Consider the following 25,631-nt stretch of genomic DNA (forward strand, 5'->3'; position numbering starts at 1 on the left):
GCACAAGCGGCGGGCGATAAAACAGGGGGAAACGATGATTGCACGATCCATGCGTGGGTTGGTGGCAGTGGCCGCCGTACTTTTCGTCACGGGGGCCGGGGCACAGGAGGTGAAGCATTATCGCTTCGCCTATGACCAGCCGCGCAACACCGGCTATTCCATCGCGGGTGACCTCTTCGCCGAGAAGCTCAAGGAACTGAGCAAAGGCACCATGATCATCGACCAGTATCCCGGCGCGCAGCTCGGGCAGGAGCCGCAAGTGCTCCAACTGGTGAAAGCCGGCGACGTCGAATTCGCCATCATCTCCTCCGCCAACACCGCGACGATCTCACCGCAGGCCGGCGTGATGTCACTGCACTTCCTGTTCCGCGACGAGAACCACGTCATCAAGGGCCTCGCCGATCCCCGCGTGTTCGAGGCGCTGAAAACCATGATCGACGACACCACGCAGGGCCTGCACGTGATCGCAACCGGCTCGCAGGGCGTGCGCCACATGTACTCGAAGCGCGAAATCCACAATGTCGGCGACGTCAAGAGCCTGAAGGTCCGCGTGCAGGCGACCGCGACCGAGGACACCATGTTCCCGGCCTACGGTGCCCAGACCGTGCACATGCCGTTCGGCAGCGTCTACACCAGCTTGCAGACCGGCGTGGTCGACGTCGCCGAGAACAGCATCAACGTCTACCTCGTCAACAAGCACTACGAGGTCGCGCCCGTCCTCAACATCACCGAGCACGAAGCCAACAATGCGCTGGTGTTCATCTCCGACAAGCTCTGGCAGAGCCTGTCGGCCGAGCAGAAGCAGTGGGTGCAGGCCGCGGCCAACGAGATCAGCACCAAGGAGCCTGCAAAGGCATTCGAGCTGGAGCGTACGGCGGCCGACAAGCTTAAGAAGATGGGCGTGAAGATCGTCGACAACGTCGACAAGAAGACCTTCACGGCGATCGCCGATCCCTATCTCGACAAGCTCGCCAAGGATCTCGGCCCGCACGCCGAGAAGATCAAGAATTTGATCCGGTCGATTAATTAGGCCTCTTGCTCCGAGTCGTCCCGGCGAAAGCCGGGACCCATACGCCGCAGCGGAGCCTGGGGCACGACAACAGTCAGCTTGCTTTCATCATAACGGCCTGGGGTTATGGGTCCCGGCCTTCGCCGGGACGCCATTGAATGGCCATCGCCGACAAACTGCTCGTTCAACGCCAACGCCACCTGAAATGGCGCGCGCTCGACTGGCTCGAGCTTGCGCTGATGATCCTCTGCGGCGTGCTGTGCTTCGGTTTCTCGCTGTCGGTGACCGCCGACATCGTCACCCGCACCATCGGCCATCCCTGGCTGTGGCTGCAGGAGGTGACCTCGACGCTCTTCATCTACGCGATCTTCATCGGCACGGCGGCCGCGACCCGGCGCAACGACCACCTCTATCTCACCGCGATCTCCGAGGCGATGCACGGAACGCCGCGGCTGATCGTCGAGGTGATCATCCGCCTCGTCGTGCTCGGCGTTGCCTTCTGCCTGATCTGGTACGGCTATCAGAACTATCTGCGCGGCTTCGGCAGCTTCCGCCTGCCCTCGGGTACGCCGATCGCCTCGCTTTACGCGATCATTCCGCTCTCGGGCGTGCTGATCGGCCTGTTCACCATCGAGCAGCTCGTCAACGGCCTGCGCAACGGCTTTGATCACCCCGAGCCGCCCGAAGAAGATGCTGCGCCAGGTCTCACCGAGGCACAGATGAGGGCCCAGCCGTGAGCGCACCTGTCGTCCTGGCTTTGATGTCGATCTGCTTCCTGTCGTTCGGCTATCTCGGCGTGCCCGTGCCGTTCTCGCTGATGGCCGGCGTCTTCATCGGCGCGATCCTGTCCGACGTCTCGCTCGCCGCCATCATCCAGAAGATTTTTGACGGCGTCGATTCCGAGGCGCTGCTGGCCATTCCGTTCTTCCTCTTGGTCGGTGAGCTCATGAGCTCGGCCAACGTGGTGGTGCGAATAGCCAACCTGTCGGTGTCGCTGGTCGGGCATATCAGGGGCGGGCTTTCGCAGGTCGTGGTCGTCTTCAGCATGTTCTTCTCGGAAATGTCCGGCTCGACCACCGCCGACGTCGCCGTGATGAGCCGCGCATTGGGCGGCCCGATGAAGCGCGAGGGCTATGAGCCCGCCTTCATCGCCGCCATCATCGCCTCGGCCTCGACGATCGCGGCTCTGGTACCGCCGAGCATCACGGCGGTGGTCTATGGCGCCGTCGGCAACGTTTCGATCGCCGGCCTGTTCATGGCGGGCGTGGTGCCGGGCCTGATGATCGGCTTCGGCCTGATGATCTATTGCTATTTCTTCGGCCCGTCGGGCCTGCGCAAGCCGCGCGCGCCGCTGCGGCAGGTGGTGTTCGCGGCGGGCGACGCGGCCCTGCCGCTGATGATCCCCGTGATCCTGCTAGGGGGCATCCTCACCGGCTGGTTCACGCCGACGGAAGCCGGCGTTGTCGCCGTGGCCTGGATTGTCATCGTCGTGATCCCCGCGCTCAACCGTGGGCATATCAGGAAGATCCCTTACGATTTCTGCCTCGCCGGCCTGATCTTCTCGCTGCCGCTGATCACGATCGGCGCCGCCAATGCCTTCGGCTGGATGCTCGCCTATTTGCGCGGCGCGACCTATATCGCCGAGTGGATCACCTCCATTGCCGGCAACGACCCGCATCTGATCATGCTGTTGATGGTGCTGCTGTTCACCGTGGTCGGCGACTTCATCGAGCCGGTCCCGACCATCATCATCTTCATGCCGCTGGTCAACGCCCTGACGGAGGCCGGCGACATCAACGCCGTGCACATGGGCGTGGTGCTGATCGCAACGCTCGCCTTCGGCTTGATCACGCCGCCTTATGGGCTCGTCTTGCTGATGGCCTCGAAGTTCGTCGGCATCAGCTTCGCCAAGGCGCTACGTGCGGCACTGCCGATCTACGTGGTGTTCCTGGCAACGATCGCGTTTGCGATCTATTTCCCGAGCGTGGTGCTTTGGCTGCCGCGGCACGTGCTCCCTGAATCGGTCGGCTGCTTCAAGTCGCCGGCGGGGACGGGCTATATCTGTCCGCAATAGCGACCTGCTCGACACGCCATTGCGCCTGCTCGTGCACGTAGCGGAACGGCGTGCCGTGGCTGTTCTTGAAATAGCTGCCGCACAGCGCGTTCGCCATGCCCTGCATCACGGCGTCGTGGCAGACGAACAGGAGGTTGTCGTCAGGATGACGCGCGAGCCACGTCGAGACGCAGGCGAGCGAGCGTGCGGTCATGGCGTCCCAGCTCTCGCCGTCGGCTGGCAGGATCGAGACGAGGCCCGTCGCCGATGTGACGCCGTGCTTGATCATGAGGTCGCGGACGGGAAGTCCCTCGAAGCTGCCGAAATCGAACTCGATGATGCCGTCGTCGATCGCGAGCGGAACCGAGATCGCGTCGGCGATGATCTCGGCCGTTCGCGCCGCGCGGACCAGCGGGCTTGCGACGATGCGGCTGATGCCGGCCCCGCGCAGCATCTCCGCGGCTTCGTGCGCCTGCCGCAGGCCGTCCTCGTTCAGCGGATTGTCGGTCCTGCCCTGGAACAGCCCCTTGCGATTCCAGTCGGTCGCGCCGTGACGCAGGCCGTAGAAACTGCGCGCGGGTGTCACTTCGACTTGCTCGTGAATTTCTTCACGGCGGTGCGGAACGCTTCCGTGTTCATCGCCATGATGATCTTGTGCTCCTCGGCATCGAGCTGCTGTTTTACGGGCGTGGTCGTGGCCGCATGGACCAGCGACTTGGTGCCGGCGATTGCCGCCGGCGGATTTTGCGCCAGCCGCTCGGCGAGCTGTCGCGTCGCCGCCTTCAATTCGGCGGCGGGAACGGTCTTGGCGACGAGGCCCCATTCATAGGCCTGCTGCGCGGTAAAGTTGTCCTCGGCGAGAAAGATCTGCAGCGCGCGGCGGGAGCCGACCGTGCCGACGATGCCGACCGTGGAGCCGCCATCCGGCGACACGCCGATCTTGGCATAGGCCGGCGTGAACTTGGCATCGTCGGCGGCGATGCAGAGATCGGTGACGAAGGCGAGGCCCATGCCGGCGCCGGCGGCCGAGCCGTGCACGCTCGACAGCGAGATTTTTGGCATGCGCCTGACGATCTCGATGAAGGCATGATAGTGCTTGAGCAGCTCGCCGACGACAGGCGTCACCGTGCCCGCTTCGGCAGCGGCGCCGATCGTTTGCAGATCGCCGCCGGCTGAGAAAGCGCGGCCCTCGCCCTCGATCACCAGGACCCTGATGGCATCGTCGCCTTCGATATAGGCCGCGAGCTGCTCGAGCTTCTGCGCGATCGGAAGATTGATCGAGTTGAACGCTGTGGGGCGGTTGAGCGTGATGGTTGCAATCGGGCCGTCGATCCGCAGCAGGGCAGGATCGTCGGGCTTTGAGACGGGAGCTGGCATCTGGAATATCCCCGGCATGAGGTTCGTTGCTGCAACTAAATCGCAGAAGGGGAGGGGTGACAATCCCCGGCCGCCGCTCTTGCGCCGGGCGGAACGATAGGCTCAAATGGGCCTGCCTTCGCCAAGGGACGGACACGAGCGCCGGCTCCTCGAAAGGCCCGCAAACCAAAATCAGTGAGAGAGGAGACGACATGGGTCACGCTCGTGTCTCCGGAAGTGGGCTGCTGCAATGACTGGCGGTCCGGTGATCATCGTCGGTGCCGGCCATGGCGGCTACCAGGTCGCGGCATCCCTGCGCCAGGCGGGCTTTTCCGAGCGCATCTGCCTGATCAATGACGAGGCGCATCTGCCTTATCAGCGGCCGCCGCTGTCCAAGGGCTACATCAAGGGGGCGGCCGGGCCGGAAAGCCTGATGTTCCGTCCCGAAAAATTCTATCAGGACCAGAAGATCGAGCTGATCGCGGGCCGCGCTGTGTCGATCGACCGCGCCGGGCACAAGGTGCTGCTCGCGTCCGGCGAGACGCTGCCTTACGGCCATCTCGTGCTGGCCACCGGCGCGCGCAACCGGCTGCTCGATCTGCCCAATGCCAATCTGCCCGATGTGAAATACTTACGCATTCTCGACGATAGCGAGGCGCTGCGCAGCATCATTCCGTCGAAGACGCGGGTGGTCGTGATCGGCGCCGGCTTCATCGGTCTCGAATTCGCCGCCACCGCGCGGATCAAGGGGCTCGAGGTTGACGTGCTCGAGCTCGCCCCGCGCGTGATGGCTCGCGCGGTGACCGCGGAGGTCTCCGAATATTTCCAGGAACGCCATCGCGAGGCCGGCATCCGCATCCATCTCGGTGTGCAGGCCACCTCCATCGAAGCGGAGGGCGGCAAGGTCACCGGCGTGTCCTTGAGCGACGGCCGGCATCTGCCCGCCGACCTCGTCGTGGTCGGCGTCGGTGTGCTGCCGAACATCGAGCTCGCGGCCGAGGCGGGGCTCCCCGTCGCCGCCGGCATCATCGTCGACGAATATCTGTCGACGACCGATCCGAACATTTCTGCCATTGGCGATTGCGCGCTGTTCGCAAGCCCCCGCTTCGGTAGCTCGCTGCGGCTGGAATCGGTGCAGAACGCCACCGACCATGCCCGCTGCCTCGCCGCGCGCCTGACTGGCGACAAGAAGCCGTACGACAGTCACCCCTGGTTCTGGAGCGACCAGGGTGACGACAAGCTCCAGATCGCCGGCCTCACCACCGGCTACGACCGCGTCGTGCTGCGCGGCGATCCCGCCAGGAAGGCGTTTTCCGCATTCTGCTATCACGGCGACAGGCTGCTCGGCATCGAATCCATCAACCGCGCCGGTGATCACATGTTCGGCCGCCGGCTGCAGGCCATGGACCGCTCGATCACGCCGGAACAGGCCGCCGATGAAGGTTTCGATCTGAAGAGCGCGCTCGCCTAGGTCGAGCTCAGCCGCTCCGCGCGAAGCGCCGCCGAGACTTCAGCAATCGTCGGCATCGACGGGGCGGCGCCCATTCGTTGCACGCTGACCGATGCCGCGACATTGGCGTAGCCCAGCGCGCTCTCGATCGGCTGACCATCGGCGAGTAGCGCCGCGACCGCGCCGACAAAGCAATCACCCGCGCCGGTGGTGTCCACCGGGGTCACATTGCGGCCTTGGATAGACATAAGTCGGTCGTCCACCAGCGCAATCACGCCTCGCTTACCAAGCGTGACGCAGATGATCTGATCGCGGTTCACCCGGATATGCCTCGCTGCATCGGCAATGCGGTCATATGGATCGTTGTCCGTAAGCTCGATGTCAGCCAGCAAGCCCAGCTCGGTCTCGTTCAGCACGAGAATATCGACGAGCCCCAGCAGCTCGCCGGACATCTTCTGCGCCGGCGCTGGGTTGAGCAGCGTTTTCGCACCAGCCTCGCGCGCCCGCGCAAAGAACGCGGCAATCGTCGGCAGCGGAATCTCGAACTGGCTGACGGCGACATCGCCCTTCGCCAGCGGTACGGCCGCCACATCCTCCGCGCTGACCAGCGCATTGCTGCCGGGAATGACGACGATGGTGTTATCAGTCTCCGCGACGGTGATGATGGCGGTGCCGGTGTGCGCCTCCGGCGTCTCGCGCACCGAGCCGAGATCGACGCCCTGCGAATCGAGGAAGGCCCTCAGCTCCGCGCCGAACGCATCCTTGCCCAGCCGCCCGATCAGCGTGGTCGGCGCTTCGAGCCGGGCCGCCGCGACGGCCTGATTCGCGCCCTTGCCGCCCGGAAAATACAGCACCTGCCGCCCGGCGACGGTCTCGCCGACGCGTGGGTGGCGATCGGCCGTCGCCACCACGTCCATGTTGATGCTGCCGGCGACGAAGACGCGCCCCATGTGAGTCTAGACCCTGACCTCGAACTCGTGCCTGACCTTGGCGATGTCGACGAGTGTCGGCAGGCCCGCCTCGTTGCCGAGGCGCTGGATCTTGAAGGTGGAGGCGGCGCGCGCAAAGTCAAAATGCTCGCGCCAGCTTTTGCCGGGATGGGCGAGGTAGGAATAGACATAGGCGCCGTGGAACACGTCGCCGGCGCCGTTGGTGTCGATCACACGCTCGCGCGGGATCGGCATCGCCGGCATGGTCTCGACCGCGCCGGTCTCGTTGTACCAGAGCAGGCCCTTCTCGCCCATGGTGACGCCGCCGATCTTGCAGCCGCGGCTCTTCAAATAGTCCAGCATCTTCTCCGGCGTCAGGTCCATCTGCTCGCACAGGCGCTCGGCGACGATGGCGACGTCGATATATTCCAGCAGCTCATGCGTGTTGGTGCGCAAGCCGCCGCCGTCGAGCGAGGTCAGGATGCCGGCCTCGCGGCAGACTTTTGCGTAGTGGATCGCGGCATCGGGCTGGTGGCCATCGATATGCAGCGCCCGGCAATTGCCGAGGTTGAGGATCGGGAACGGATGGATGTGGGAATCGTCGCGGCAGCGGACGATGGCGCGCTTGCCGTCCTTGGGCATGATGAAGGACAGCGAGGACTGGTTCACCTTCCGCGCATGCAGCGAGATGGCGTATTTCGCGCACATGTCCTGGAACATGCGCCCCAGCCAGTCATTGGCGGCGGTCGCGATCAGATCGGGCACGATGCCGAGCTTGGCGCAGCAGAACGCCGCCGTCACCGCATTGCCGCCGAAGGAGACCGCGTAGTCGGTTGCCACGTGCTTCTCGTCGCCGGTCGGCATGTGGTCGGTGATGAAGACGACGTCGATATAGGTCTGTCCGATAAAGAGAGCCTGCATTGGTTGTCCGTGATGCGCTGTGTGGTCCCGACCGGCTACTTACCTTAGCACCGCTTCGGCGGGAGCCAAAATATTCGCAAAGTCATGGCGATAGGCGCTTGAGGTCGGCCTGGGGGCGGAATACGACCGTGGCTGGGCGAGCTGCCCGGGCGGAGCCAACGACCTCCAAGGTCTTTTCTTGGGTGTTTCGGTTCCGGCCCGTTGCGGAGGAGGGAACATGATCACCGGCCTCGATCACATCGTCGTTCTGGTCAGGGATATCGGTGCGGCCCGGGCGGCCTATCAGACGCTGCTCGCCCGCGCGCCGGCCTGGCAGAACTCGGGTGACGGTGCGGACCGGGTGCTGTTCACGCTCGAGAACATGACGATCGAGCTGATGGCGCCGAACGGCTTCAGCGTCACCGCCGACCGCATGCGTGCGCTGCTCGACGACCAGGAGGGCGTGCTCGCCAGCCTGTGCTTTCGTGTCGCGGACATCGGCAAGATGCATCGCCGGCTGGAGCGGGTGGCGCTCAAGCCCGATCCGGTCGCCGAGGTCGAAAGCAGCGATGCCGCGACCGACGCCGTCCTGCACTGGAAGCGCACCCGCGCCGCCACGGAGCTGACGCGCGGCGTGCGCATGTTCTTCCTCGAGCTCGCCCAGGAGCGCCCGAAATCGGTTGCGACCGACATCGCGCCGATCGACGGGCTCGACCATGTCGTGATCACCACCGAGGATTCCGAGCGCGCCGCCGCGCTCTACGGCGCGCGGCTCGGGCTCGACCTCGCGCTCGACCGCTCTCACCAGGATTGGGGCCAGCTGATGTTCTTCCGCTGCGGCGACCTCATCGTCGAGGTGGTGCGCCGGCCCGTGGCGGGCGGCGATGCCGCGCGCGACCGTCTCTGGGGCCTGAGCTGGCGCGTCGCCGACATCGACGCCACCCGCGCCCGCCTGATCGCGGCCGGCCTCGACGTCACCGAGGTCCGCAACGGCCGCAAGCCGGGCACGCGCATCATGACGGTGCGGAGCGGGACGTGCGGGATCCAGACGGTGCTGCTGGAGCGCTCGCCGAAGCCGGTGGAGTGAGCGCAGGTCCGTCCACCCGTCATTGCGAGCGAAGCGAAGCAATCCAGAATCCCTCCGGGGTGACAGTCTGGATTGCTTCGTCGCAAGGGCTCCTCGCAATGACGGCTTCCTCGTGTTACACGCGTACCTGGACCACCCAGCGAGCACCCGGTTTGGCAAAGGCAAAGCGAACTCTGAAATGGCAGCGCGACCCCGAGGGGATGCGGCTGCGCATTCTCGAAGCCGCCAAGCAGGAGTTTTCCGCCCATGGGCTTGCCGGCGCGCGCGTCGACCGCATCGCGGCCAAGGCCGGCGCCAACAAGCGCATGCTGTACTATCACGTCGGCAACAAGGACGAGCTTTATCTGGCGGTGCTCGAAGGCGCCTATGACAAGATACGCAGCGAGGAGCGCGGGCTCGATCTCGAGCATCTCGATCCGCCCGAGGCGATCCGCCGCCTGATCGAGTTCACCTGGAATTACTTCCTGCGCAACCCGGAATTCCTGTCGCTGCTGCAGACCGAAAACCTCGCGCGTGCCAAGCACCTGAAGAAATCGACCAAGGTCAAGTCGATGCATTCGCCCTTCGTCGAGATGATCCGCACCGTGGTGCGGCGCGGCGTCGAGTCCGGCGACTTCCAGGTCGCGGTCGACCCGGTCCAGCTCTACATCTCCATTGCGGCGCTCAGCTTCTTCTATCTCTCCAACTCGGCGGCCCTCAGCGTGATTTTCGGCCGCGACCTGCTGGACAAGAAAGCCAAGGACGAGCGGCTCGCGCATATGTCCGGCCTCGTGCTCGCTGCGCTGACCGGGCGTTCGGTGGAGCTGTTCGAGATCGCGAAAGCGCCGAAATCGCGCAGCGCGGTGGCGCAGACAGTGTAGTCCGTAGCCCGGATGGAGCGCAGCGCAATCCGGGACTCCTGTCGCTGGTGGCACCGACCCCGGATTACGCTTCGCTCCATCCGGGCTACGAGGCAATGACCTCGCACCTTGCTCCGTCATTGCGAGCGTAGCGAAGCAATCCAGAATCTTTCCGCAGCGGCAGTCTGGATTGCTTCGCTGCGCTCGCAATGACGAGGTGGCGGCGGCGGGCCCAAATCGTGCTCTCGTGCTCCCGACGCAGCGCTGCCGCCACAAACGCCCGGAACCCGGCGCAAAACGTCACAGGGATTCCTCTAGACAGTATTTATCCAACGGGTTAATTTCTCCCCACAACGAAGAAGACTGCCGGGAGTGAAAATTGGCCGAGCCGAAGCCACAGGGTGCGATCTCCAAATTGCTGAATGCGGCCTGGGTTCGGCCGTTCTTGTTCCTCGTCTTCATCGTCGTCGCCTGGGATCTCGCGATCCGGCTGTTCAGGATCCCCGCCTACCAGATCCCGTCGCCGGGCGATGTTCTCGCCGTGCTGCGCACGGAATGGCCGGAACTGCTGCGGCAGTCCTCGCCGACGACCTATGCGACCGTCTGCGGCTTCCTGCTGTCGGCGCTGTTCGGCATTCCCGTCGCGATGCTGATCGCGGGCTCGAAGACGGTGGAGAGCTACGTCTATCCGCTGCTGGTGTTCTCCCAATCCGTGCCGAAGATCGCGATCGCGCCGCTGTTCGTGGTGTGGTTCGGCTTCGGCATCATTCCGAAGGTGATCTCGGCGTTTCTGCTCGGCTTCTTCCCGGTGGTCGTCTCCGCCGTACAGGGTTTCAAGTCGGTCGATCCCGACATGGTCGATCTTGCCCGCGCCATGCAGGGCAGCCGCCTGCAGGTGTTCCGTGCCGTGAACCTGCCGCATGCGCTGCCGGCGATCTTCTCCGGTCTCAAAGTGTCGGTGACGCTCGCCGTGGTCGGCGCCGTCGTCGGCGAGTTCGTCGGCTCCAATTCCGGCATCGGCTACGTCATGCAGCGCTCGATCGGCACCTTCGACCTGCCGACGATGTTCGCAGCCCTCGTGATCCTGGCGCTGCTCGGCGTGATCCTGTTCTGGATCGTGGACCGGATCGAGAAGCTGGTCATTCCCTGGCATGTCAGCCAGCGCGAGGACGTGATTTTCGCCTCTTAATTCAAGCAACGGCCATTAACGGCTGAAACATAACGACAAAGGGAGAGTGACGATGAAGCGGTGGATTGGGGCTGCATCTTTGGCGCTGATGGCGTTCGCGGTGTCGCCGGCGCAGGCGGCCGACAAGGTCGTGCTGATGCTGAACTGGTACGTCTATGGCGAGCACGCGCCGTTCTACTACGGCAAGGCCAAGGGCATCTATGCCGCCGAGGGCATCGACCTCGAGATCCAGGAGGGCCGCGGCTCGGCCGCGACCACGCAGGCCGTCGCCGCCAAGACCGCGGACTTCGGCTATGTCGACGTCCCCACCATGATGCGCGCCGCCATCAAGGGCGCGCCCGTGGTTGCGACCGGCGTGCTGCTGCAAACGAGCCCGATGTCCGCCATGGGCTTCGTCGACAAGAACATCAAGAAGCCCGAGGACATCAAGGGCAAGACGGTGGCGATCACGCCGGCGGACTCCATGACCCAGATCTGGCCGCTGTTCCTGAAGAAGACCGGCCTGAAGGAGAGCGACTTCCAGACCGTCGCCGGCGACGGCCAGACCAAGCTCAACGCCGTCATCAACGGCCAGGCCGATCTGCTGCTCGGCTACGTCATGGACCAGTCGATGAAGATCAAGGACGCCACCGGCAAGGACGTCTATCCGATCAAGTTCGCCGACTACGGCATCAACATGGTCTCCTCGGGCATCATCGCCAACGCCGATTATGTGAAGGCCAATGCCGATCTCGTCCGCCGCTTCATGTCGGCGACGACCAAGGCGGTCGAGGCCGCCGAGAAGGAGCCGAAGGCCGCGGCGCAGGCGATCCTCGATGCCAATCCCAAGGGCGGCAAGATCGACACGCTGACGCAGGGCTTTGAGCTGACCATTCCGCTGTACCGGACCGCGGAGACCAAGGCCAAGCGGCCGTTTCAGGTAACCGACCAGAACATGACCGAGACCGTCAACCTGCTGGTCGAATATGGCGGGCTCGACGCCAAGGCCAAGGACAACCCGAAGGCCTTCTACACCAACGACTATCTGCCGAAGAGTGGCTCGTGAGCGACAAATATCCGCTGTCGTCCCGGCGAAAGCCGGGACCCATAACCACCTGCTTTGATTGTTGCGGAAGGTCTCTCCCCGCGTGCTCGGACTCGCCGGCACGGCGTATGGGTCCCGGCCCCCCGTGCGCAAGTTGCGCACTAGGCCGGGACGACGGGCGGAGAGGGCTGCGATGAACCCCGCGACCAAACCGATCGACGTGCAGCCGGCCGCGCATCTGAGACTGGTGAGCGACCGGGCCGGCGATGCGTCGGGCATCAAATTGTCCGGCGTGTCGAAGACCTACCGGACGCGCGACGGCGACGTGCCGTCGCTGCGGCCGCTCGACTTCCACATCAATGACGGCGAGTTCTTCGTCGTGGTCGGACCCTCCGGCTGCGGCAAGTCCACGCTGCTCAAGCTGATCTCGGGCCTCTTGCCGCCGACGTCAGGCGAGATCCTGGTCGAGGGCGAGAAGGTGACGACGCCGCATGGCAATGTCGGCATCGTGTTCCAGAACGCGCTGCTCTTGCCCTGGCGCAACATCCTCAACAACGTGATGCTGCCGATCGACATGAAGCGGCTGCCGCGGCAGCAATATCTCGATCGCGCCAAGCAGCTGTTGAAGCTGGTCGGCCTCGAAGGGTTCGAGAAGAAGCTGCCCTGGCAGCTCTCCGGCGGCATGCAGCAGCGCGCCTCGATCTGCCGCGCGCTGGTGCATGATCCCAGGATCATGCTGATGGACGAGCCGTTCGGCGCGCTCGATGCGCTGACGCGCGAGCGCATGAACGTCGAATTGATGCGGATCCAGCGCGAGACGAAGAAGACCGTGCTGCTGATCACGCATTCGATTCCGGAAGCCGTATTCCTCGCCGACCGCGTGCTGGTCATGACCGAGCGGCCCGGCGCGGTCGCCGCGATCTACGACGTGCCGCTGCCGCGCCCGCGCTCGCTCGACGTGATGGCCGATCCCGTCTTCACCGAGCTCGTGCAACGCATCCGCAAGCATTTCTTCTCGCAAGGTTCGCTGGACTGAAACGATGGCGCCGCGCCTGAAGCTGCGAGACATCGCCTTCTTCGAACGCCCCGTGCATTTCGCGCGACCGTTCCGCTTTGGCGCGATCACGATCAACGCGACGCCGCAGCTGTTCGTGCGGGTCGAGATCGAGGTCGAGGGCAGGGGCGTTGCGGTCGGCGCCAGCGCCGAGCTGCTGGTGCCGAAATGGTTCGACAAGCGGCCTGAGCTGTCGCCGGCGCAGACGGTCGATGGCCTGCGACGGTCGCTGCAGATCGCGCGCGGACTTTATCTTGCGCGGACCGGATTCCAGACGGCGTTCGATCTGCATGCCTCGTGCATCGGAGCCCTGATCGCGACGTGCGCGAAAAAGAACATTCCGGCACTTGCTGCTGCTTATGGTCCCGCAGAGATCGACAAGGCGATCCTCGATGCGCTCTTGCGCGGCGTTGAAGCCAACTTCTTCGACGGCATGGCGGGCAACATCGCCGGCATCGATGCGCGACTTTCGCCGGATCTGAAGGACGCGGATCTCACGACGTTTCTCGCCGTGCGCAAACCGCTGCCGCGCGTTGCGATCAGGCATACCGTTGGCCTCGACGACACCGTCGAAGGTAAGGGCGGTGTTGCCGATCCACATGAGAACGCCGGCGCGAGCCATTTCAAGCTGAAGCTGTCGGGCGATCCCGCAGCCGATGCGGCGCGGCTGGTACGTGTCGGCAAGGAGCTCGACACGCTCGGCCGCCATTACAAGGTCACGCTCGACGCCAACGAGCAGTATGCTGATCTCGCTGGGCTGCAGGCGCTGATGGATCGGCTCGACCGTGATTCGGCGCTGCGTCCGATCGCCTCGCACCTGCTCTATGTCGAGCAGCCGATGCCGCGCGACATTACGCGGCGATCGCCACTGGGTTCGCTGGCGGCGCGTGGCTTCATCATCGACGAGGCCGACGATTCCTACGATGCTTTCCCCGCAGCGCGGGCGCTCGGCTATCGCGGCATTTCCTCAAAGTCCTGCAAGGGACTCTACAAGTCCATCGTCAACGCAACGCGCGCGGCAAAGTGGAGCGCGGGCGGCGAAACCTTCTTCGTCACCGGCGAGGACCTGACCTGCCAGGCCGGCCTTGCCGTGCAGCAGGACCTCGCGCTCGGTGCCTTCCTCGGCGTTACCCACGCTGAACGCAACGGCCACCACTATGTCGACGGCTTTGGCGAGACGCCCGCCGCCGAAGCCGCGGCCTTCGCCGCCGCGCATCCCGATCTCTACGCCGATGCCGGGCAGGGCATCCGGCTCTCCATTCACAACGGCGATCTCCTGACGGGATCGCTTCATGCTGCGGGCTTTGCGACGTCGGTCCATCCGGACTGGTCGGCGCTCCGCCCGCTCGAACAGCCAGGATCACTTCAGGAGCAATTGGCATGACCACCCAACGCCTCGGCCTCATCATGAACGGCGTCACCGGCCGCATGGGGCTCAACCAGCATCTGATCCGCTCGATCGTCGCGATCCGCGACCAGGGCGGCGTCCGCCTCAAGAACGGTGACCGCGTGATGCCCGATCCGATCCTGGTCGGCCGCAGCGCCGAGAAGGTCGAGGCGCTTGCGAAGCGCTACAACATCACGCGCTGGACCACCGACCTCGACGCCGCGCTCGCCGACAAGAACGACACCATGTTCTTCGACGCCGCGACCACGCAAGCCCGGCCCGGTCTGCTGACCCAGGCCATCAATGCCGGCAAGCACGTCTATTGCGAGAAGCCGATCGCGACGAATTTCGAGGAAGCGCTCGAAGTCGTGAAGCTCGCCAACGCCAGGGGCGTCAAGCACGGCACGGTGCAGGACAAGCTGTTCCTGCCCGGTCTGAAGAAGATCGCCTTCCTGCGCGATTCCGGCTTCTTCGGCCGCATCCTCTCGGTGCGCGGCGAGTTCGGCTATTGGGTGTTCGAAGGCGGCTGGCAGGAAGCGCAGCGGCCGTCCTGGAACTACCGCGACGAGGACGGTGGCGGCATCATCCTCGACATGGTCTGCCACTGGCGCTACGTGCTCGACAACCTCTTCGGCAATGTCCAGAGCGTGGTCTGCATCGGCAACACCGACATTCCCGAGCGCTTTGATGAGCAGGGCAAGAAGTACAAGGCGACCGCGGACGATTCCGCCTACGCGACCTTCCAGCTCGAGGGCGGCGTCATCGCCCACATCAACATGTCCTGGGTGACGCGCGTCTATCGCGACGACCTCGTCACCTTCCAGGTCGACGGCACGCTCGGCTCGGCGGTCGCGGGACTTTCCGACTGCATGATCCAGGCGCGGCAGGCGACCCCGAGGCCGGTGTGGAATCCCGACGAGAAGCGGCTGCACGATTTCTACGGCGATTGGCAGAAGCTGCCCGACAACGTCACCTACGACAACGGCTTCAAGGAGCAGTGGGAGATGTTCATCCGCCACGTCTACGAGGATGCTCCCTACAAGTTCACGCTGCTGGAAGGCGCCAAGGGCGTGCAGCTCGCCGAATGCGCGCTGAAGAGCTGGAAGGAGCGGCGCTGGATCGACGTCGCTCCGATCAACGTGTGAGGTTGATTGGATAAATGTCTGCTGAGCCGTCATTGCGAGCGAAGCGAAGCAATCCAGAGTCTTTCCGCAGAGGCAGTCTGGATTGCTTCGTCGCGGAGTTTATCATCCGGCCGGCCGAAGGCCGGACCGGGTGGCTCCTCGCAATGACGGGGAGAGGTTCGAAATCATGAACAAGCCCGTCCCACCCATGTCGTCATTGTCACTCAAGCTGCCCAAGGCCGATCGCTCGATCGAGACCTACCGGCTCGCGGCTTCGCGAACGTTCCCCGCAAAGCTCGAGGGACCGCTGAACCGCATTGCCTTCTCAGCCGTGCATACGGTCGCCGATCCCTTCGCGGACAACGATCCCTGGCTCTCGGTCGCCGTCGACTGGGACAAGACCATCGCCTTCCGCGAGCACGTCTGGGACCTTGGTCTGGGCGTTGCTGAAGCCATGGACACCGCGCAGCGCGGCATGGGGCTGGACTGGCCGACCTCGCTCGAGCTGATCACGCGCTCGGTCGGCGCCGCCAAGCGCCGCAATGCGCTGGTGTTCTCCGGAGCCGGCACCGACCACCTCGCGGTCGAGGATGCCAAAACCATCGACGACGTCATCCGCGCCTATGAGGAGCAGATCTCGGCAGTCGAGAAGATCGGCGGCCGCATCATCCTGATGGCCTCGCGCGCGCTGGCCAAGCTTGGCCGCAACGCTGACGATTACGCAAAAGTCTATGACCGCGTGTTGTCGCAGGTCCGCGAGCCCGTGATCATCCACTGGCTCGGCGACATGTTCGATCCGGCGCTGACGGGATATTGGGGGGGCACCAAAGACCTCGACAAGGCGATGGACACGGCCGTTTCCATCATCAACGGCAACGCCGCCAAGGTCGACGGCGTCAAGGTGTCGCTGCTGGACAAGCAGCGCGAGATCGATATGCGCCGGCGCCTCGACAAGCGCATCAAGATGTACACCGGCGACGACTTCAATTACGCGGAGCTGATCGCCGGCGACGAGAAGGGCTTTTCGCACGCGCTGCTCGGTATCTTCGATGCCATCGCGCCGGCAGCGTCCTACGCGCTGTCGCGGCTGGCGGCGGGTGACGAGGCCGGCTTCCACGACGTGCTGGGGCCGACTGTGCCGCTGTCGCGCCACATCTTCAAGGCGCCGACGCGCTTCTACAAGACCGGCGTCGTCTTCATGGCTTACCTCAACGGCCACCAGGACCATTTCACCATGGTCGGGGGACAGGAGAGCACGCGCTCCACGTTGCATCTGGCCGAGCTGTTCCGTCTCGCCGACAAGGCCGGCCTGCTCGCCAATCCCGAACTCGCGACGCAGCGGATGAAGACCGTGCTCGCCACCCACGGTATCGAATCCTGATGCGCGATTTCTCGTCTGACCACGGCTGGATGTCGCTGAACACGGCGACCGTCCGCAAGCAGGGTGACCTCGTCGAAATCATCGATGCCTGTGCGAGGCACGGCATCCGCGCCATCGATCCCTGGCGCGACCAGGTCGCTGCCGTCGGTCTCGACCGCGCCGCGCGCGCGGTGCGCGATGCCGGTCTCGATCTCTCAGGCTATTGCCGCGGCGGCATGTTCACCTCCGACGCCTCGCGCCGGGGCGAGGTGCGCGACGACAACCGGCGCTGCGTCGATGAGGCCAAGGCGCTGGGTGCGTCCTGCTGGTCGTCGGCGGCCTGCCGCAATATTCGCGGCCGGGCAGCGAAGTCTCGAAGGATATCGCGGGAGCGCGCGGGCAGGTCGAGGAAGCCCTCGCCGAGATGCTCGACTACGCCAAACAGGCCAACCTGCCGCTGGCCATCGAGCCGTTGCATCCGGCCTATGCGGCCGACCGTGCCTGCGTGAACACGACAAAGCAGGCGCTCGACATTTGCGACCGTCTCGATCCCGGCCGCACCGGCATGCTCGGCGTTGCGCTCGACGTCTATCACATCTGGTGGGATCCGGAGCTGATGGGCCAGATCGCGCGGGCCGGCAAGGATCGCCTGCTCGCGTTCCATGTCTGCGACTGGCTGGTGCCGACAAAAGACATCCTCAATGACCGCGGCATGATGGGCGACGGCGTCATCGACATCAAATCGGTGCGTCAAGCGGTCGAAGCGCAGGGCTTTGCCGGCTATTCGGAGATCGAGATCTTCTCCAATGACTGGTGGGGCAAGCCGATGGACGAAGTGCTTCGCACCTGCATCGCGCGGCACAGGACGGTGGTGTAGGCTCCGCGAGCGTGGCCGTGACGGGCTGCGGCCCGTTGCAGCGTGCCTTCAGCTCACCCAGCGAGGCATGGAACTGGTCCAAGGCACCTCGGCAGGATTGCGCTCGTTCACGTCTGCGTCGGCGGGATTGTCATGCGATGGACTTCCATCTTTTGACCGATACCCTTCAGGTTCTCGTAGTCGCGCGACACCGAGCGCGAATTGACGATATCACCGACGCCAGGCGCCTCCATCGCGGTTGCACTGATGCAGACTTCGTTGACATCGGCGAGACCTTGCACGCGTGCGGCGATATTCACGTCCTGTCCGAAATAGTCGATCCGGTCGTTGAGCGTCACCGCAATCGCCCGACCCTTGTGGACGCCGACCTTGAGGCCCAGCGGCCGTGAAGCGGTCCGGTTGAATCGCGACAGTTCTTCGATCATCTCGACTGAGGCGCAAACGGCGTCCTGGGGACGCTCGAACCCGGCCATGACTGCATCGCCGATCGTCTTGATAATGGTGCCGGATCGTTCCCGGATGATCCTGTTCAAGATCTCAAAGTGCTGACGGACCAGGAAATACGCGTTCACGTCACCAACGCTTTCATACAGCGGGGTCGACTGCTTCAGATCGGTGAACAGGAAAGTCATGTCCGAGACCTTGATGCTCTCGCCCTCATCCACCAGCTGCGCCTTGTACAGTTCGCGGAAGCTCGGGGTGAGCAGCAACCGCTTGCCGGACAGAAACGGTTCATATTCGACCCGATGGGGTTCGAAACCGAAGGGGTACTGGACGAACCAGAAGCGGCCGCGATCGCCAGTACGGTTCTCGATCCGGATGGTGTGCTTGCCCGGGTTGAGATCGGCCGTCTGCCGGAACGAAAACCGTCCGTCGCCGAGGACGATGTCTCGCGGTGCCGTTGGCCGGTCCGGTAGCAGAAAGCGACCCGACTCGAGCTGGACCAGCGTCTCCTGCGGCTCTGCTGGCGTCCCGTTCGCGAAGAAGACCAGAAGGAGTTTGTGGCTCAAATCCAGCACCTCGAAGCGGCCAGCCGTGACCTCGAAGTCGAAGCTGCGGTGCTCATGCGCCTCGATATCGGCGAATCCCCGTGAGAGCGCGGCAACGAGCTGCTGGTGCGTCATTCCGTGCGGAGCGATGAAGCCTTTGGAAAAGTTGTAGCGCAGGTAAAAATCCTCGACGGACAGCCTTTCGGGATGGCGGAATATGATGTCGCGGACGCCGCTCGAGACTGTAAATGCGACCTGGATGTAGTCGTCCAGCGCCACATCGTTGATCGCGTTGCAGAACGCGCACTGAAAGCGCGGATGGACCTGGTCGAGTTCGCGGAAGCTGCCGGCGACCTGCGGGCAATAGGCGCAGATCAGCAACCAGTCCATATCGAACAGGCCCACCTTGGCAGCGTGCACGAACAGCCCGATCGCGTCTGCCTCGGACATGCCGACGGCGCGGCCGTATTGGATGGGGTTGACGCGAAGAAGATCGTAGTCGCCGGCGGTCCGGATGAAGCGCTCGAGCTCCGGCAGAACATTCGGTGCCCAGCTTCTTGCCGCTGCGAGCGCGGCGAGCCGCTGGTTCAGGAGACTCTGTTGACTGGAGACGGGACATTCATCTCACGCTCCCTACCTGATGGGCTGACGACGCTATTGGTGTCTCCGGGTGCGGCTATACCGTCGCGAAGTCCTGGCTGTGTCGCTGCGCACACCTGGAAATTCAGCGATCGATACGTGCTACGGCCTCCTGTGTCTCGGCAGGTGCGGCTTCATTGGTCCGCACAAATACAAAACGGGATGCCATGGAGATCTGTGCGTCGGGGCTGCCATCCTGGCCGATGAGAATTAGTCCCGCTCCGCCATTGGCTACATTCAAGATGACGGGAGCACCCTTCCACGTTCTGATTGGCTCCATTCCGATGATGAGAAATTCACCGATCGGCTGGTCAAAATATTGAAGCCTCAGCTGTGGCCCGACTTCTGCCGCCGCAAGTCCGAAACCCAGCTTCTTGGCGCGCGCATAAATGTCCGCCAGCGACGCAGTATCGGTCTGAAAGCCGAGTTCGGCTGCCGACACCGCAAAAAGCTCTACGTTTGCTTTCGCGCGGCGAAGGGTAAAGCTCGGTCGTGCGAGAATTTCGCCAGCCGAGTTTCCGATACCGCAACCCGCCGCATCCAATGCGTTACTGAGGGCAAAGAGATTTGCAAGCGTCCCGATTGTGATCTTCTTCCACACCTGGACTTCGACGGCGGATTTGATCGGGATTTGCGGCCTGTCGGCTGACGGGGCTTTCTTGAGCCTTAGCTGGTTCTGCAGGACATCTCGCGCCGTGCATTGAGCGCTGGCTTCGCTGGCAAACAGGAGAGTGCAAGCGGTGCAGAGCACCGCAACAATATGAATTCCACAGCGGCGCCATCCTGGGGAATGACACCGTATGGTATGGCAACTGACTTTCTTGCCAGCTGTAAGGTCCATAACGGACCTCTCTTGCGCTATTGCAGCGCCAAAAAAATCAAACTGTCACTTCGCAATGGTCAGGCCGGTTCACGGCAGAAAAGCCGTCGTTCGCGCAGCTTATAGAGTTTGGTCCCGGAAATCCCGAAAAGGTTCAGCGGCGATGACGCCGGATGACGAAGCGTGGTGCACGTTTTGCGAAGCGACCAGCTCGTGCGGGTCAGCGAGCTTGTGGGAGTACCACCAATGATGAGGTGGACTGCCATCAGCTTTCAGGCAGAATATCATCATCCCGATGCCGCAGCCTCGCCACAGTCTGTGCCAGATCGGATGTGGTAATCAGTGGCATCAACGATCAGCAGGTAGGGCGGATGTACCCATTGCCTGTTGATCTTGAATGGCCCCGACGTGCAAACGTCGGGGCCATTGCTGTGATCGGCGCGACAAGGCTGGCGAGCTTCGCCGAAGTCGCCGGCGCGCTTTATTGCGGAGCGCCAGGGACGATCCTGCAATTCAATGCGCCGGCCAAACTGGTTTCGAGGTCAAATTTTTTCGGGCTGGACTGTTCGGTGACTGGACTGTTCGGTGAAAAGTCAGACGATTGCGCTATCATCGATTCACCGTCAAACACCGGGCTATCACTCGTCAATTCGATCTGCGAAGCTGTGACGACACAAATGCGCTTGCAAGCAAGCAAGCGCGAAGGGAGGTTCGCAGTGGATAAGGTGCGACGCTTGCGTGCGATGAGCTCACTTTGCCGCCAACAGGCCGCGTACAACAGCATGAACAAGTGGAAGCTGCTCGCAGAAGCAGAATACTGGGATCATCTGGCCGAGCTTGCGTTGTCTTCGCACTTCCAACAATGCAACGCCATTGGCTCGAATGAGATAGATCAGCCTCAAGCGGTCGCTAACACGAAAGATGCTGGGCGGAAGACGATTTCCGCGTGAGTTCTGAAATGGGGCTGTAGCTGCGTTACGTGCCGCTGCACCCATGCAGAGAGTGCGCGGCAGCGACATCCATGTTTAGGACCACGGCGGCTCTTCGCCCGCCGCGGCTGCCTCGTGGTTGATCGTGACACCCGCCGAACGCAATCCAGTCAGAAATACAGTTCTTACAGAGGCAGTATCAAATCCAATATCCTTGGCGTTTGGTGGATGGGCCTCGCTGTCCTTCAAGCGGAGCGCCAAATGCAATTGCTCGCAAAGGTGCCGAACGACGAGATTGACTTGATCGTCAGTCATCATTGTCTTCTCCTGCTATCCCAACCCTACGCTCATGGTTGCGGGGCCGGTCCGTCTGGCACACCGGAAGTGACCAAGCGGCGATTGGGGCGACGCTTTGACCTTTCGGACATTGAATCCGATCAGCACAATGCGGATGAGCTTGACTAGTGCCGTTCGGCTTCGGCTTCTTGTTCCAACTGCGAGATGCGTACCCGTAGCGCGTCGAACGTCTCTTCGGCCGCCTCGCTAAACAGCGGATCCTCAGGATTGGATATAGCTGAAGCGATCTCCGTCCAATCTTGAGGCTCGAGAGCCTTCACGGCAGCGGGAAAGAAATCGCGATCTTCCATCGTGATGTGGCGTCGCTCGTGCTCGATGAAATCGTGAACGATGGCATGCACATCTTGCCGAAGGAGTTCGCGGCCCGCAAGAACATTGCCAATCTCCTGAGCGACTCGGCGCAAAAGTTCAGCCCCTCTCTGGTGCTCGCGAGCGAGATCACCGATCTTCGCAGCCGCACCGGGATCGCGAATTTTTAACTTGGCGAAGACCAGGTCTTCCTGAGGGTGGTGGTAAATCTCGGGATAAAGTTCGAAATAGCTAATGACCGCGCCAATAACCTCATAATCGGGGCGGTCGCCCAGGTCGAAAACCTGAAGCTCCCGCTCAAGGATCGCGAGCAGTTTCTCGATATTGCGGTGCTCTTGGCTTAAGCGCTCAATGATCATTGCTGTGATCCACAAAGTGACCGATTGAGAAGCTTTGAAAGCTTAGCCCGAAGTCGCCTCAGCTTCTTGCGCTAAATCAAGTCCCGGGCGCATAGTGCGCCATCCGCTCTTGGGCCGCCGTTGGGAGTTAACCGGACACCAGCCAGCCGCTTAATGAGTACACGCCCGAGTCACCCCGCTTCGTTCGACCGCTGCGCAAATTGCAACGAGAGAACGCGACGCCCTCATTGGCCTGCGACCTGTTGCAGCGTGTTGAAGCGCGCCTTCTGCTCGCTGCTCAGCGTGGCATAGAACTCGTCCAGCGCAGGTTCGACCAGCTTGGCGGCCGTGAGCATCGCCTCGAGCCGGCGCTGCATCGCCTCCAGTCGTCCGACCGGCGTCAGCGGTACATCGTTCGGGCAAGCCGCCTGCAGGCCTTCAACGCCCTTGGCTGTCGCTTCACTGAGGCGGTCGAGCGCCTCCTTCTGCTTGCCGGCGGGGTGCAGCACAGCCTCGATCCTTTGGATCGGCAACTGGGTCAGGCCGGATTTCGGATCGCCACAGCCGTCGGTATTGGCTTGGGCGTTGGCTTGCTGCGGCAGCGAGCGCTCACCGACATTGGGACCGAGCGCGTTGAAGCTGGCCTGCTGCTCGTCACTGAGCGAGTTGTAGAAATTCTCCAGCGCCGGCCGCACGATCTTGACGGCTTCCAGCGTCGCGCTGACGCGGTTCATCATCGCGCGCAGGCGGCCAGGCGGAGTGAGTGCATAGGTCTCTGCGCAGGAGTCCTTGAACACACCGGCAGCGTTGGCCGCCGCGGTCTTCAGCTCGTCGAGCAGCGCGCGTTGCTCCGGTGTCGGCCGCACCGCCCGCGCGATATCGGCAAGCGGCCAGGCGGTCACGCCCTTGTCCGGCGTGCTGCACAATTGCTGCAGCGTTTGCTGACTCGCGCTGGCGCGCGGACGGGCGCGGCCGCCGCCGGCTTGCGGATAGTCATACGGGTTGATGCTGGCATAGGCGGAATAGGCGCCGTCACCACCCCAGAACACGGTGTCGACGAAGTCGTCATAGGCATACGCCCAATAGCCGGGCTCGTAGGCGTAGGACCAGAACGTGTAGTCGAAAATGTCGGAATAGGCATAAGGCCAGAACACGGGCCCGAGCCAGGCCACGAACACCGCGGGATGGCGATGACGCCAGGCCTGCCGGGGAGCCCAGCCGCTCTGGCGGGTGGTGAGCGCCGCCTGGGCTTGTTGCGCAGGGGTCTGTTCGCGGAAGCGCTCGGCAAACCGCCCGCTCCGGGCCGCCTGCACAGCGGCTGCGGCCGCGGCTGTCGTCGCTGCCGCCCGCCCGGCCGGAGCCTGGAGGCCAAGCCGCTGCTGGCGCGCCAGGTCGCTTTGCTGAGCGCGCTGCTCACGCTGAAGCAGGCGGTTCTGGGTCTGGAGCGTCCGTTGCTGCTCGCGCAACGCCCGCGCGCCTTCCGGTTTCTGCGACTGGAGCTGCTGCACGCGCTGCTGCAGGCGATCGATGCGGGTCTGGCGTTCCGTGGTCTGGCGCGACAGCGTCTCGCGCTGCCGCTGCTGCACCATCTCCTGGCGCTGCTGGACTTGCTGCTGGCGCTGTTGCGCGCGCTGTTCGATCTGATCCCGCCGCGACAGCCGCTCGCTCGCGGCCGGCGGTCCGTTGGGCCGCGCCGGAGCGGCCGAGGGAGCGGCGATGTGCGGCGTCGGCCGGGGTGCTATGGCCGGGCGCTGCGGTGCTGCCGGCGCCCGATGGAATTCAGGCCGCGGTGCCGCCACGTGCGGGGCCGCTCGCGGCGGCGGTGCAGCGAAATGTGGGGTCGGGCGGGGTGGCGGTGCGGCAATGCGCGGTGCAGGATGTGGTGCCATGGCCGGTCGCTGCGGCATGGCCGGGGGATGGAATGCCGGTGCGGCGGGACGTGCCATGGCTGGCGGCGCCGCCGGACGGGCCATGGCCGGTGGTGCTGCAGGCCGTGCTGCCGGCGCTGCGGCTGGGCCGGGTGGTCCGCCTCTTCCATGTCCCTGGCCGGGTCCTTGGGCGAACGCACTGATGCTCGTCGCCAGCACCGAGGCACCAACTAAAACCGCCGTCAGGCAAACGCCACGCGGAAGCATGTTTGTCGCTCCCAGCTCGTAATCGCCCACGACGTTCCAACGCACGGCTGGCGGAATCGTTCGTTGTCGGCCACCGCCGGCATTGCGATCTTCCGACGCAGGCGCCTCAGGAGAAATCCTGCGTCAGGGGTGGCCAGCCGCTCCAGCGCCCAGTCGATTTCACTGACATTGGTCGGACTTACTGCTGGCTCCCGGTCCGGCACGCTAGGACGCGCGGTTGAGAAAGATCGGCAGCCCCTGCTTGTTGGCGTAGATGGGGCGGTAGCGCTCCGTGTTGTAGCTGCTCGCAACGTCCAATTTGCGCGGACCGAGCTTGGCGTCAGGGATGGGCACGAGGTCGTAGCGGCCCTCGACCAGTGCCGACATGAGGCCGGTCTTGCTTTCCAGCATGGCATCGTAGGCCATGTTACCGAAAGTCAGGGCCACAAGCTTGTCGATGAAGTCCGGATCGCCCGATCGCAAATCGTAGGTGAGATCGGAGGTGATCGTCTCCTCGCCGGTGCGCTGCTTGATCTCGTCGGCAAGCGATTCCGCCACGTTGGCCTTCTTGCGATGACCGTAGGCGTCAGGCTCGCCGTATTCCCGCAGCTTGTAGCCTTCCCACTGAGCTCCCTCGCTGAGCACGATCAGCGCGTAGTTGCTTGGATTGGCGCGCTTGTCCTCGATGAGCAACTGGATCAGCTTGTTGAGGTCGACCTTATACTCCGGTATGACGCATCGTATCGAGGTCGCATACGCGGTGTACAGTGCCGTAAATCCGGCATCGCGGCCAAAGACGCGGAAAATGCCAATTCGCTCATGCGAGCCGACGGTGGTGCGCTGCCGCTGGATGGCATCGCTGGCGCGGGTGATCGCGGTCGAGAAGCCGATGCAGTACTCGGTGTTGCGGACGTCATTATCCATCGTCTTCGGGATGGCGATGATCTTGACGCCGAGTTCGTTGAGGTTGGCCGCATAACTGAGCGTGTCGTCGCCGCCGATGGCGATCAGGTGTTCGATGCCAAGTCCCGAAAGGTTGGCGAGCACCCGGCTGGTGAGGTCCCACGTCTTTGTCGCGATGCCGCCGCTGGTGCTCAACGAGACCGGAACATCATTGCCGACGAGATGATCGGGCAGCTTTTTTATTTTGGAGGGATTGACGCGGCTCGAGTGCAGCACGGTGCCGCCGCGCCGGTCGATGGTTCGAGTGTTTTCACGGTTCAGCGGGATGACGTAGTGGGACCTGCTGTTTGGGTCGTCGAGGTTCAGGTGCGTGAGGGCCTCCCAACCACGGCGCAGACCGACAACCTCGATGTCGTCCTCGCTGCCGCGATAAGTCACGCTCTTGATGACTGCATTGAGGCCGGGGACGTCGCCGCCGCCCGTGAGAATGCCGATGCGTTTTTTGGCCATATCCACCTCCCGGATCGGCATGTCGTCATAGCGCCTGCATCTGTCGATTGAACAATGAACGTCGCTCCAGCTTCTGATTGGAGGC

The 25,631-nt window shown here is 63.6% G+C and carries 23 protein-coding genes and 1 pseudogene; 14 read left to right on the plus strand and 10 right to left on the minus strand.

All coding sequences use genetic code 11. The features are described from left to right. Nucleotides 1-34: 34 nt before the first annotated feature. From IQ16_RS04585 to IQ16_RS04595, 3 genes are all read left to right on the plus strand, one after another. A complete protein-coding gene (locus tag IQ16_RS04585; RefSeq protein WP_018648183.1) occupies nt 35-1,030 on the plus strand; it encodes a TRAP transporter substrate-binding protein in 996 nt (331 codons plus the stop codon). A 137-nt stretch (nt 1,031-1,167) separates the two neighbouring features. Beyond that, nucleotides 1,168-1,746, plus strand: coding sequence for a TRAP transporter small permease (locus tag IQ16_RS04590; RefSeq protein WP_018648182.1), 579 nt, complete (start codon nt 1,168-1,170; stop codon nt 1,744-1,746). Next, entirely contained in the window at nt 1,743-3,083 is a 1,341-nt protein-coding gene (locus tag IQ16_RS04595) for a TRAP transporter large permease (protein ID WP_018648181.1), read from the plus strand. Before IQ16_RS04590 ends, IQ16_RS04595 begins: the two co-directional genes overlap by 4 nt. Here the strand turns inward: IQ16_RS04595 and IQ16_RS04600 are convergent. Next, on the minus strand, nt 3,043-3,648 hold the full coding sequence (locus tag IQ16_RS04600; protein ID WP_018648180.1) for a histidine phosphatase family protein: 606 nt from the start codon (nt 3,646-3,648) through the stop codon (nt 3,043-3,045). The two genes, IQ16_RS04595 and IQ16_RS04600, sit on opposite strands and share 41 nt — an antisense overlap. Then, nucleotides 3,645-4,439: an enoyl-CoA hydratase/isomerase family protein gene (locus IQ16_RS04605; RefSeq protein ID WP_020608148.1), complete on the minus strand. Its 795-nt coding sequence runs from the start codon at nt 4,437-4,439 to the stop codon at nt 3,645-3,647. The genes IQ16_RS04600 and IQ16_RS04605 overlap by 4 nt, the downstream gene beginning before the upstream one ends. A gap of 229 nt (nt 4,440-4,668) precedes the next feature. On the opposite strand from IQ16_RS04605, the gene IQ16_RS04610 reads away from it, so the two are divergent. Then, nucleotides 4,669-5,889, plus strand: coding sequence for an NAD(P)/FAD-dependent oxidoreductase (locus IQ16_RS04610; RefSeq protein WP_018648178.1), 1,221 nt, complete (start codon nt 4,669-4,671; stop codon nt 5,887-5,889). Here IQ16_RS04610 and IQ16_RS04615 read toward each other — a convergent pair. Further along, nucleotides 5,886-6,818, minus strand: coding sequence for a ribokinase (locus IQ16_RS04615; protein WP_018648177.1), 933 nt, complete (start codon nt 6,816-6,818; stop codon nt 5,886-5,888). The genes IQ16_RS04610 and IQ16_RS04615 overlap by 4 nt on opposite strands. Nucleotides 6,819-6,824: 6 nt before the next feature. Beyond that, entirely contained in the window at nt 6,825-7,718 is an 894-nt protein-coding gene (locus tag IQ16_RS04620) for a sugar kinase (RefSeq protein WP_018648176.1), read from the minus strand. A gap of 217 nt (nt 7,719-7,935) precedes the next feature. Between IQ16_RS04620 and IQ16_RS04625 the strand changes: the two genes are divergently transcribed. The 9 genes and pseudogenes from IQ16_RS04625 to IQ16_RS04665 all read left to right on the plus strand — a co-directional run bounded on the left by IQ16_RS04625 (nt 7,936) and on the right by IQ16_RS04665 (nt 17,638). Further along, nucleotides 7,936-8,784 (plus strand): VOC family protein, encoded by an 849-nt coding sequence (locus IQ16_RS04625; RefSeq protein ID WP_018648175.1) that lies wholly within the window; start codon nt 7,936-7,938, stop codon nt 8,782-8,784. 152 nt (nt 8,785-8,936) lie between these two features. After that, complete coding sequence (locus tag IQ16_RS04630; RefSeq protein ID WP_208751626.1) at nt 8,937-9,644, plus strand: TetR/AcrR family transcriptional regulator; 708 nt, start codon at nt 8,937-8,939, stop codon at nt 9,642-9,644. A gap of 358 nt (nt 9,645-10,002) precedes the next feature. Then, nucleotides 10,003-10,812 carry an ABC transporter permease gene (locus IQ16_RS04635; RefSeq protein ID WP_018648173.1) on the plus strand — a complete coding sequence of 270 codons (810 nt, stop codon included), beginning with the start codon at nt 10,003-10,005 and terminating at the stop codon, nt 10,810-10,812. Nucleotides 10,813-10,864: 52 nt separating this feature from the next. Further along, the gene (locus IQ16_RS04640; RefSeq protein ID WP_026312842.1) at nt 10,865-11,857 is read left to right on the plus strand and encodes an ABC transporter substrate-binding protein; all 993 of its coding nucleotides are present in this window, start codon (nt 10,865-10,867) and stop codon (nt 11,855-11,857) included. Nucleotides 11,858-12,029: 172 nt separating this feature from the next. Continuing rightward, complete coding sequence (locus IQ16_RS04645; protein ID WP_018648171.1) at nt 12,030-12,872, plus strand: ABC transporter ATP-binding protein; 843 nt, start codon at nt 12,030-12,032, stop codon at nt 12,870-12,872. Nucleotides 12,873-12,876: 4 nt separating this feature from the next. Then, nucleotides 12,877-14,274 (plus strand): beta/alpha barrel domain-containing protein, encoded by a 1,398-nt coding sequence (locus tag IQ16_RS04650; protein ID WP_018648170.1) that lies wholly within the window; start codon nt 12,877-12,879, stop codon nt 14,272-14,274. Next, nucleotides 14,271-15,422 carry a Gfo/Idh/MocA family protein gene (locus IQ16_RS04655; protein ID WP_018648169.1) on the plus strand — a complete coding sequence of 384 codons (1,152 nt, stop codon included), beginning with the start codon at nt 14,271-14,273 and terminating at the stop codon, nt 15,420-15,422. The genes IQ16_RS04650 and IQ16_RS04655 overlap by 4 nt, the downstream gene beginning before the upstream one ends. Nucleotides 15,423-15,588: 166 nt before the next feature. Then, complete coding sequence (locus tag IQ16_RS04660; protein ID WP_145831288.1) at nt 15,589-16,782, plus strand: dihydrodipicolinate synthase family protein; 1,194 nt, start codon at nt 15,589-15,591, stop codon at nt 16,780-16,782. Further along, a pseudogene (locus IQ16_RS04665) lies at nt 16,782-17,638 on the plus strand (sugar phosphate isomerase/epimerase family protein). Before IQ16_RS04660 ends, IQ16_RS04665 begins: the two are co-directional and overlap by 1 nt. 107 nt (nt 17,639-17,745) lie before the next feature. On the opposite strand, the gene IQ16_RS04670 reads toward IQ16_RS04665, so the two are convergent. Next, complete coding sequence (locus tag IQ16_RS04670; protein WP_244635553.1) at nt 17,746-19,218, minus strand: adenylate/guanylate cyclase domain-containing protein; 1,473 nt, start codon at nt 19,216-19,218, stop codon at nt 17,746-17,748. Nucleotides 19,219-19,351: 133 nt separating this feature from the next. Continuing rightward, entirely contained in the window at nt 19,352-20,107 is a 756-nt protein-coding gene (locus IQ16_RS04675) for a hypothetical protein (protein WP_018648166.1), read from the minus strand. Between the two features lie 359 nt (nt 20,108-20,466). Between IQ16_RS04675 and IQ16_RS47465 the strand changes: the two genes are divergently transcribed. Then, entirely contained in the window at nt 20,467-21,036 is a 570-nt protein-coding gene (locus IQ16_RS47465) for a hypothetical protein (protein ID WP_321175593.1), read from the plus strand. Between the two features lie 75 nt (nt 21,037-21,111). Here IQ16_RS47465 and IQ16_RS04685 read toward each other — a convergent pair whose 3' ends face one another. The 4 genes from IQ16_RS04685 to IQ16_RS04700 form a co-directional block, all read right to left on the minus strand. Beyond that, entirely contained in the window at nt 21,112-21,333 is a 222-nt protein-coding gene (locus IQ16_RS04685; RefSeq protein WP_145831289.1) for a hypothetical protein, read from the minus strand. A gap of 143 nt (nt 21,334-21,476) precedes the next feature. Next, nucleotides 21,477-22,040, minus strand: coding sequence for a hemerythrin domain-containing protein (locus IQ16_RS04690; protein WP_018648163.1), 564 nt, complete (start codon nt 22,038-22,040; stop codon nt 21,477-21,479). Nucleotides 22,041-22,264: 224 nt separating this feature from the next. Beyond that, a complete protein-coding gene (locus IQ16_RS04695) occupies nt 22,265-23,818 on the minus strand; it encodes a Spy/CpxP family protein refolding chaperone (protein WP_244635531.1) in 1,554 nt (517 codons plus the stop codon). Between the two features lie 540 nt (nt 23,819-24,358). Beyond that, nucleotides 24,359-25,546, minus strand: a complete 1,188-nt coding sequence (locus IQ16_RS04700) for a 6-phosphofructokinase (protein WP_026312838.1) — start codon at nt 25,544-25,546, stop codon at nt 24,359-24,361. Nucleotides 25,547-25,631: the final 85 nt, after the last annotated feature.

This window comes from Bradyrhizobium huanghuaihaiense, from assembly GCF_007830635.1.
GTDB lineage: Bacteria > Pseudomonadota > Alphaproteobacteria > Rhizobiales > Xanthobacteraceae > Bradyrhizobium > Bradyrhizobium huanghuaihaiense.

What these genes read in the sequence shown, in the direction of transcription:
- IQ16_RS04660 (WP_145831288.1), top strand. Translation starts at nt 15,589, where the DNA reads ATGAACAAGCCCGTCCCACCCATGTCGTCATTGTCACTCAAGCTGCCC.
- IQ16_RS04655 (WP_018648169.1), top strand. Translation starts at nt 14,271, where the DNA reads ATGACCACCCAACGCCTCGGCCTCATCATGAACGGCGTCACCGGCCGC.
- IQ16_RS04605 (WP_020608148.1), bottom strand. Translation starts at nt 4,439, where the DNA reads ATGCCAGCTCCCGTCTCAAAGCCCGACGATCCTGCCCTGCTGCGGATC.
- IQ16_RS04690 (WP_018648163.1), bottom strand. Translation starts at nt 22,040, where the DNA reads ATGATCATTGAGCGCTTAAGCCAAGAGCACCGCAATATCGAGAAACTG.
- IQ16_RS04645 (WP_018648171.1), top strand. Translation starts at nt 12,030, where the DNA reads ATGAACCCCGCGACCAAACCGATCGACGTGCAGCCGGCCGCGCATCTG.
- IQ16_RS04685 (WP_145831289.1), bottom strand. Translation starts at nt 21,333, where the DNA reads ATGATGACTGACGATCAAGTCAATCTCGTCGTTCGGCACCTTTGCGAG.
- IQ16_RS04625 (WP_018648175.1), top strand. Translation starts at nt 7,936, where the DNA reads ATGATCACCGGCCTCGATCACATCGTCGTTCTGGTCAGGGATATCGGT.
- IQ16_RS04675 (WP_018648166.1), bottom strand. Translation starts at nt 20,107, where the DNA reads ATGGACCTTACAGCTGGCAAGAAAGTCAGTTGCCATACCATACGGTGT.
- IQ16_RS04615 (WP_018648177.1), bottom strand. Translation starts at nt 6,818, where the DNA reads ATGGGGCGCGTCTTCGTCGCCGGCAGCATCAACATGGACGTGGTGGCG.
- IQ16_RS04640 (WP_026312842.1), top strand. Translation starts at nt 10,865, where the DNA reads ATGAAGCGGTGGATTGGGGCTGCATCTTTGGCGCTGATGGCGTTCGCG.
- IQ16_RS04700 (WP_026312838.1), bottom strand. Translation starts at nt 25,546, where the DNA reads ATGGCCAAAAAACGCATCGGCATTCTCACGGGCGGCGGCGACGTCCCC.
- IQ16_RS04610 (WP_018648178.1), top strand. Translation starts at nt 4,669, where the DNA reads ATGACTGGCGGTCCGGTGATCATCGTCGGTGCCGGCCATGGCGGCTAC.
- IQ16_RS04620 (WP_018648176.1), bottom strand. Translation starts at nt 7,718, where the DNA reads ATGCAGGCTCTCTTTATCGGACAGACCTATATCGACGTCGTCTTCATC.
- IQ16_RS04590 (WP_018648182.1), top strand. Translation starts at nt 1,168, where the DNA reads ATGGCCATCGCCGACAAACTGCTCGTTCAACGCCAACGCCACCTGAAA.
- IQ16_RS04585 (WP_018648183.1), top strand. Translation starts at nt 35, where the DNA reads ATGATTGCACGATCCATGCGTGGGTTGGTGGCAGTGGCCGCCGTACTT.
- IQ16_RS04650 (WP_018648170.1), top strand. Translation starts at nt 12,877, where the DNA reads ATGGCGCCGCGCCTGAAGCTGCGAGACATCGCCTTCTTCGAACGCCCC.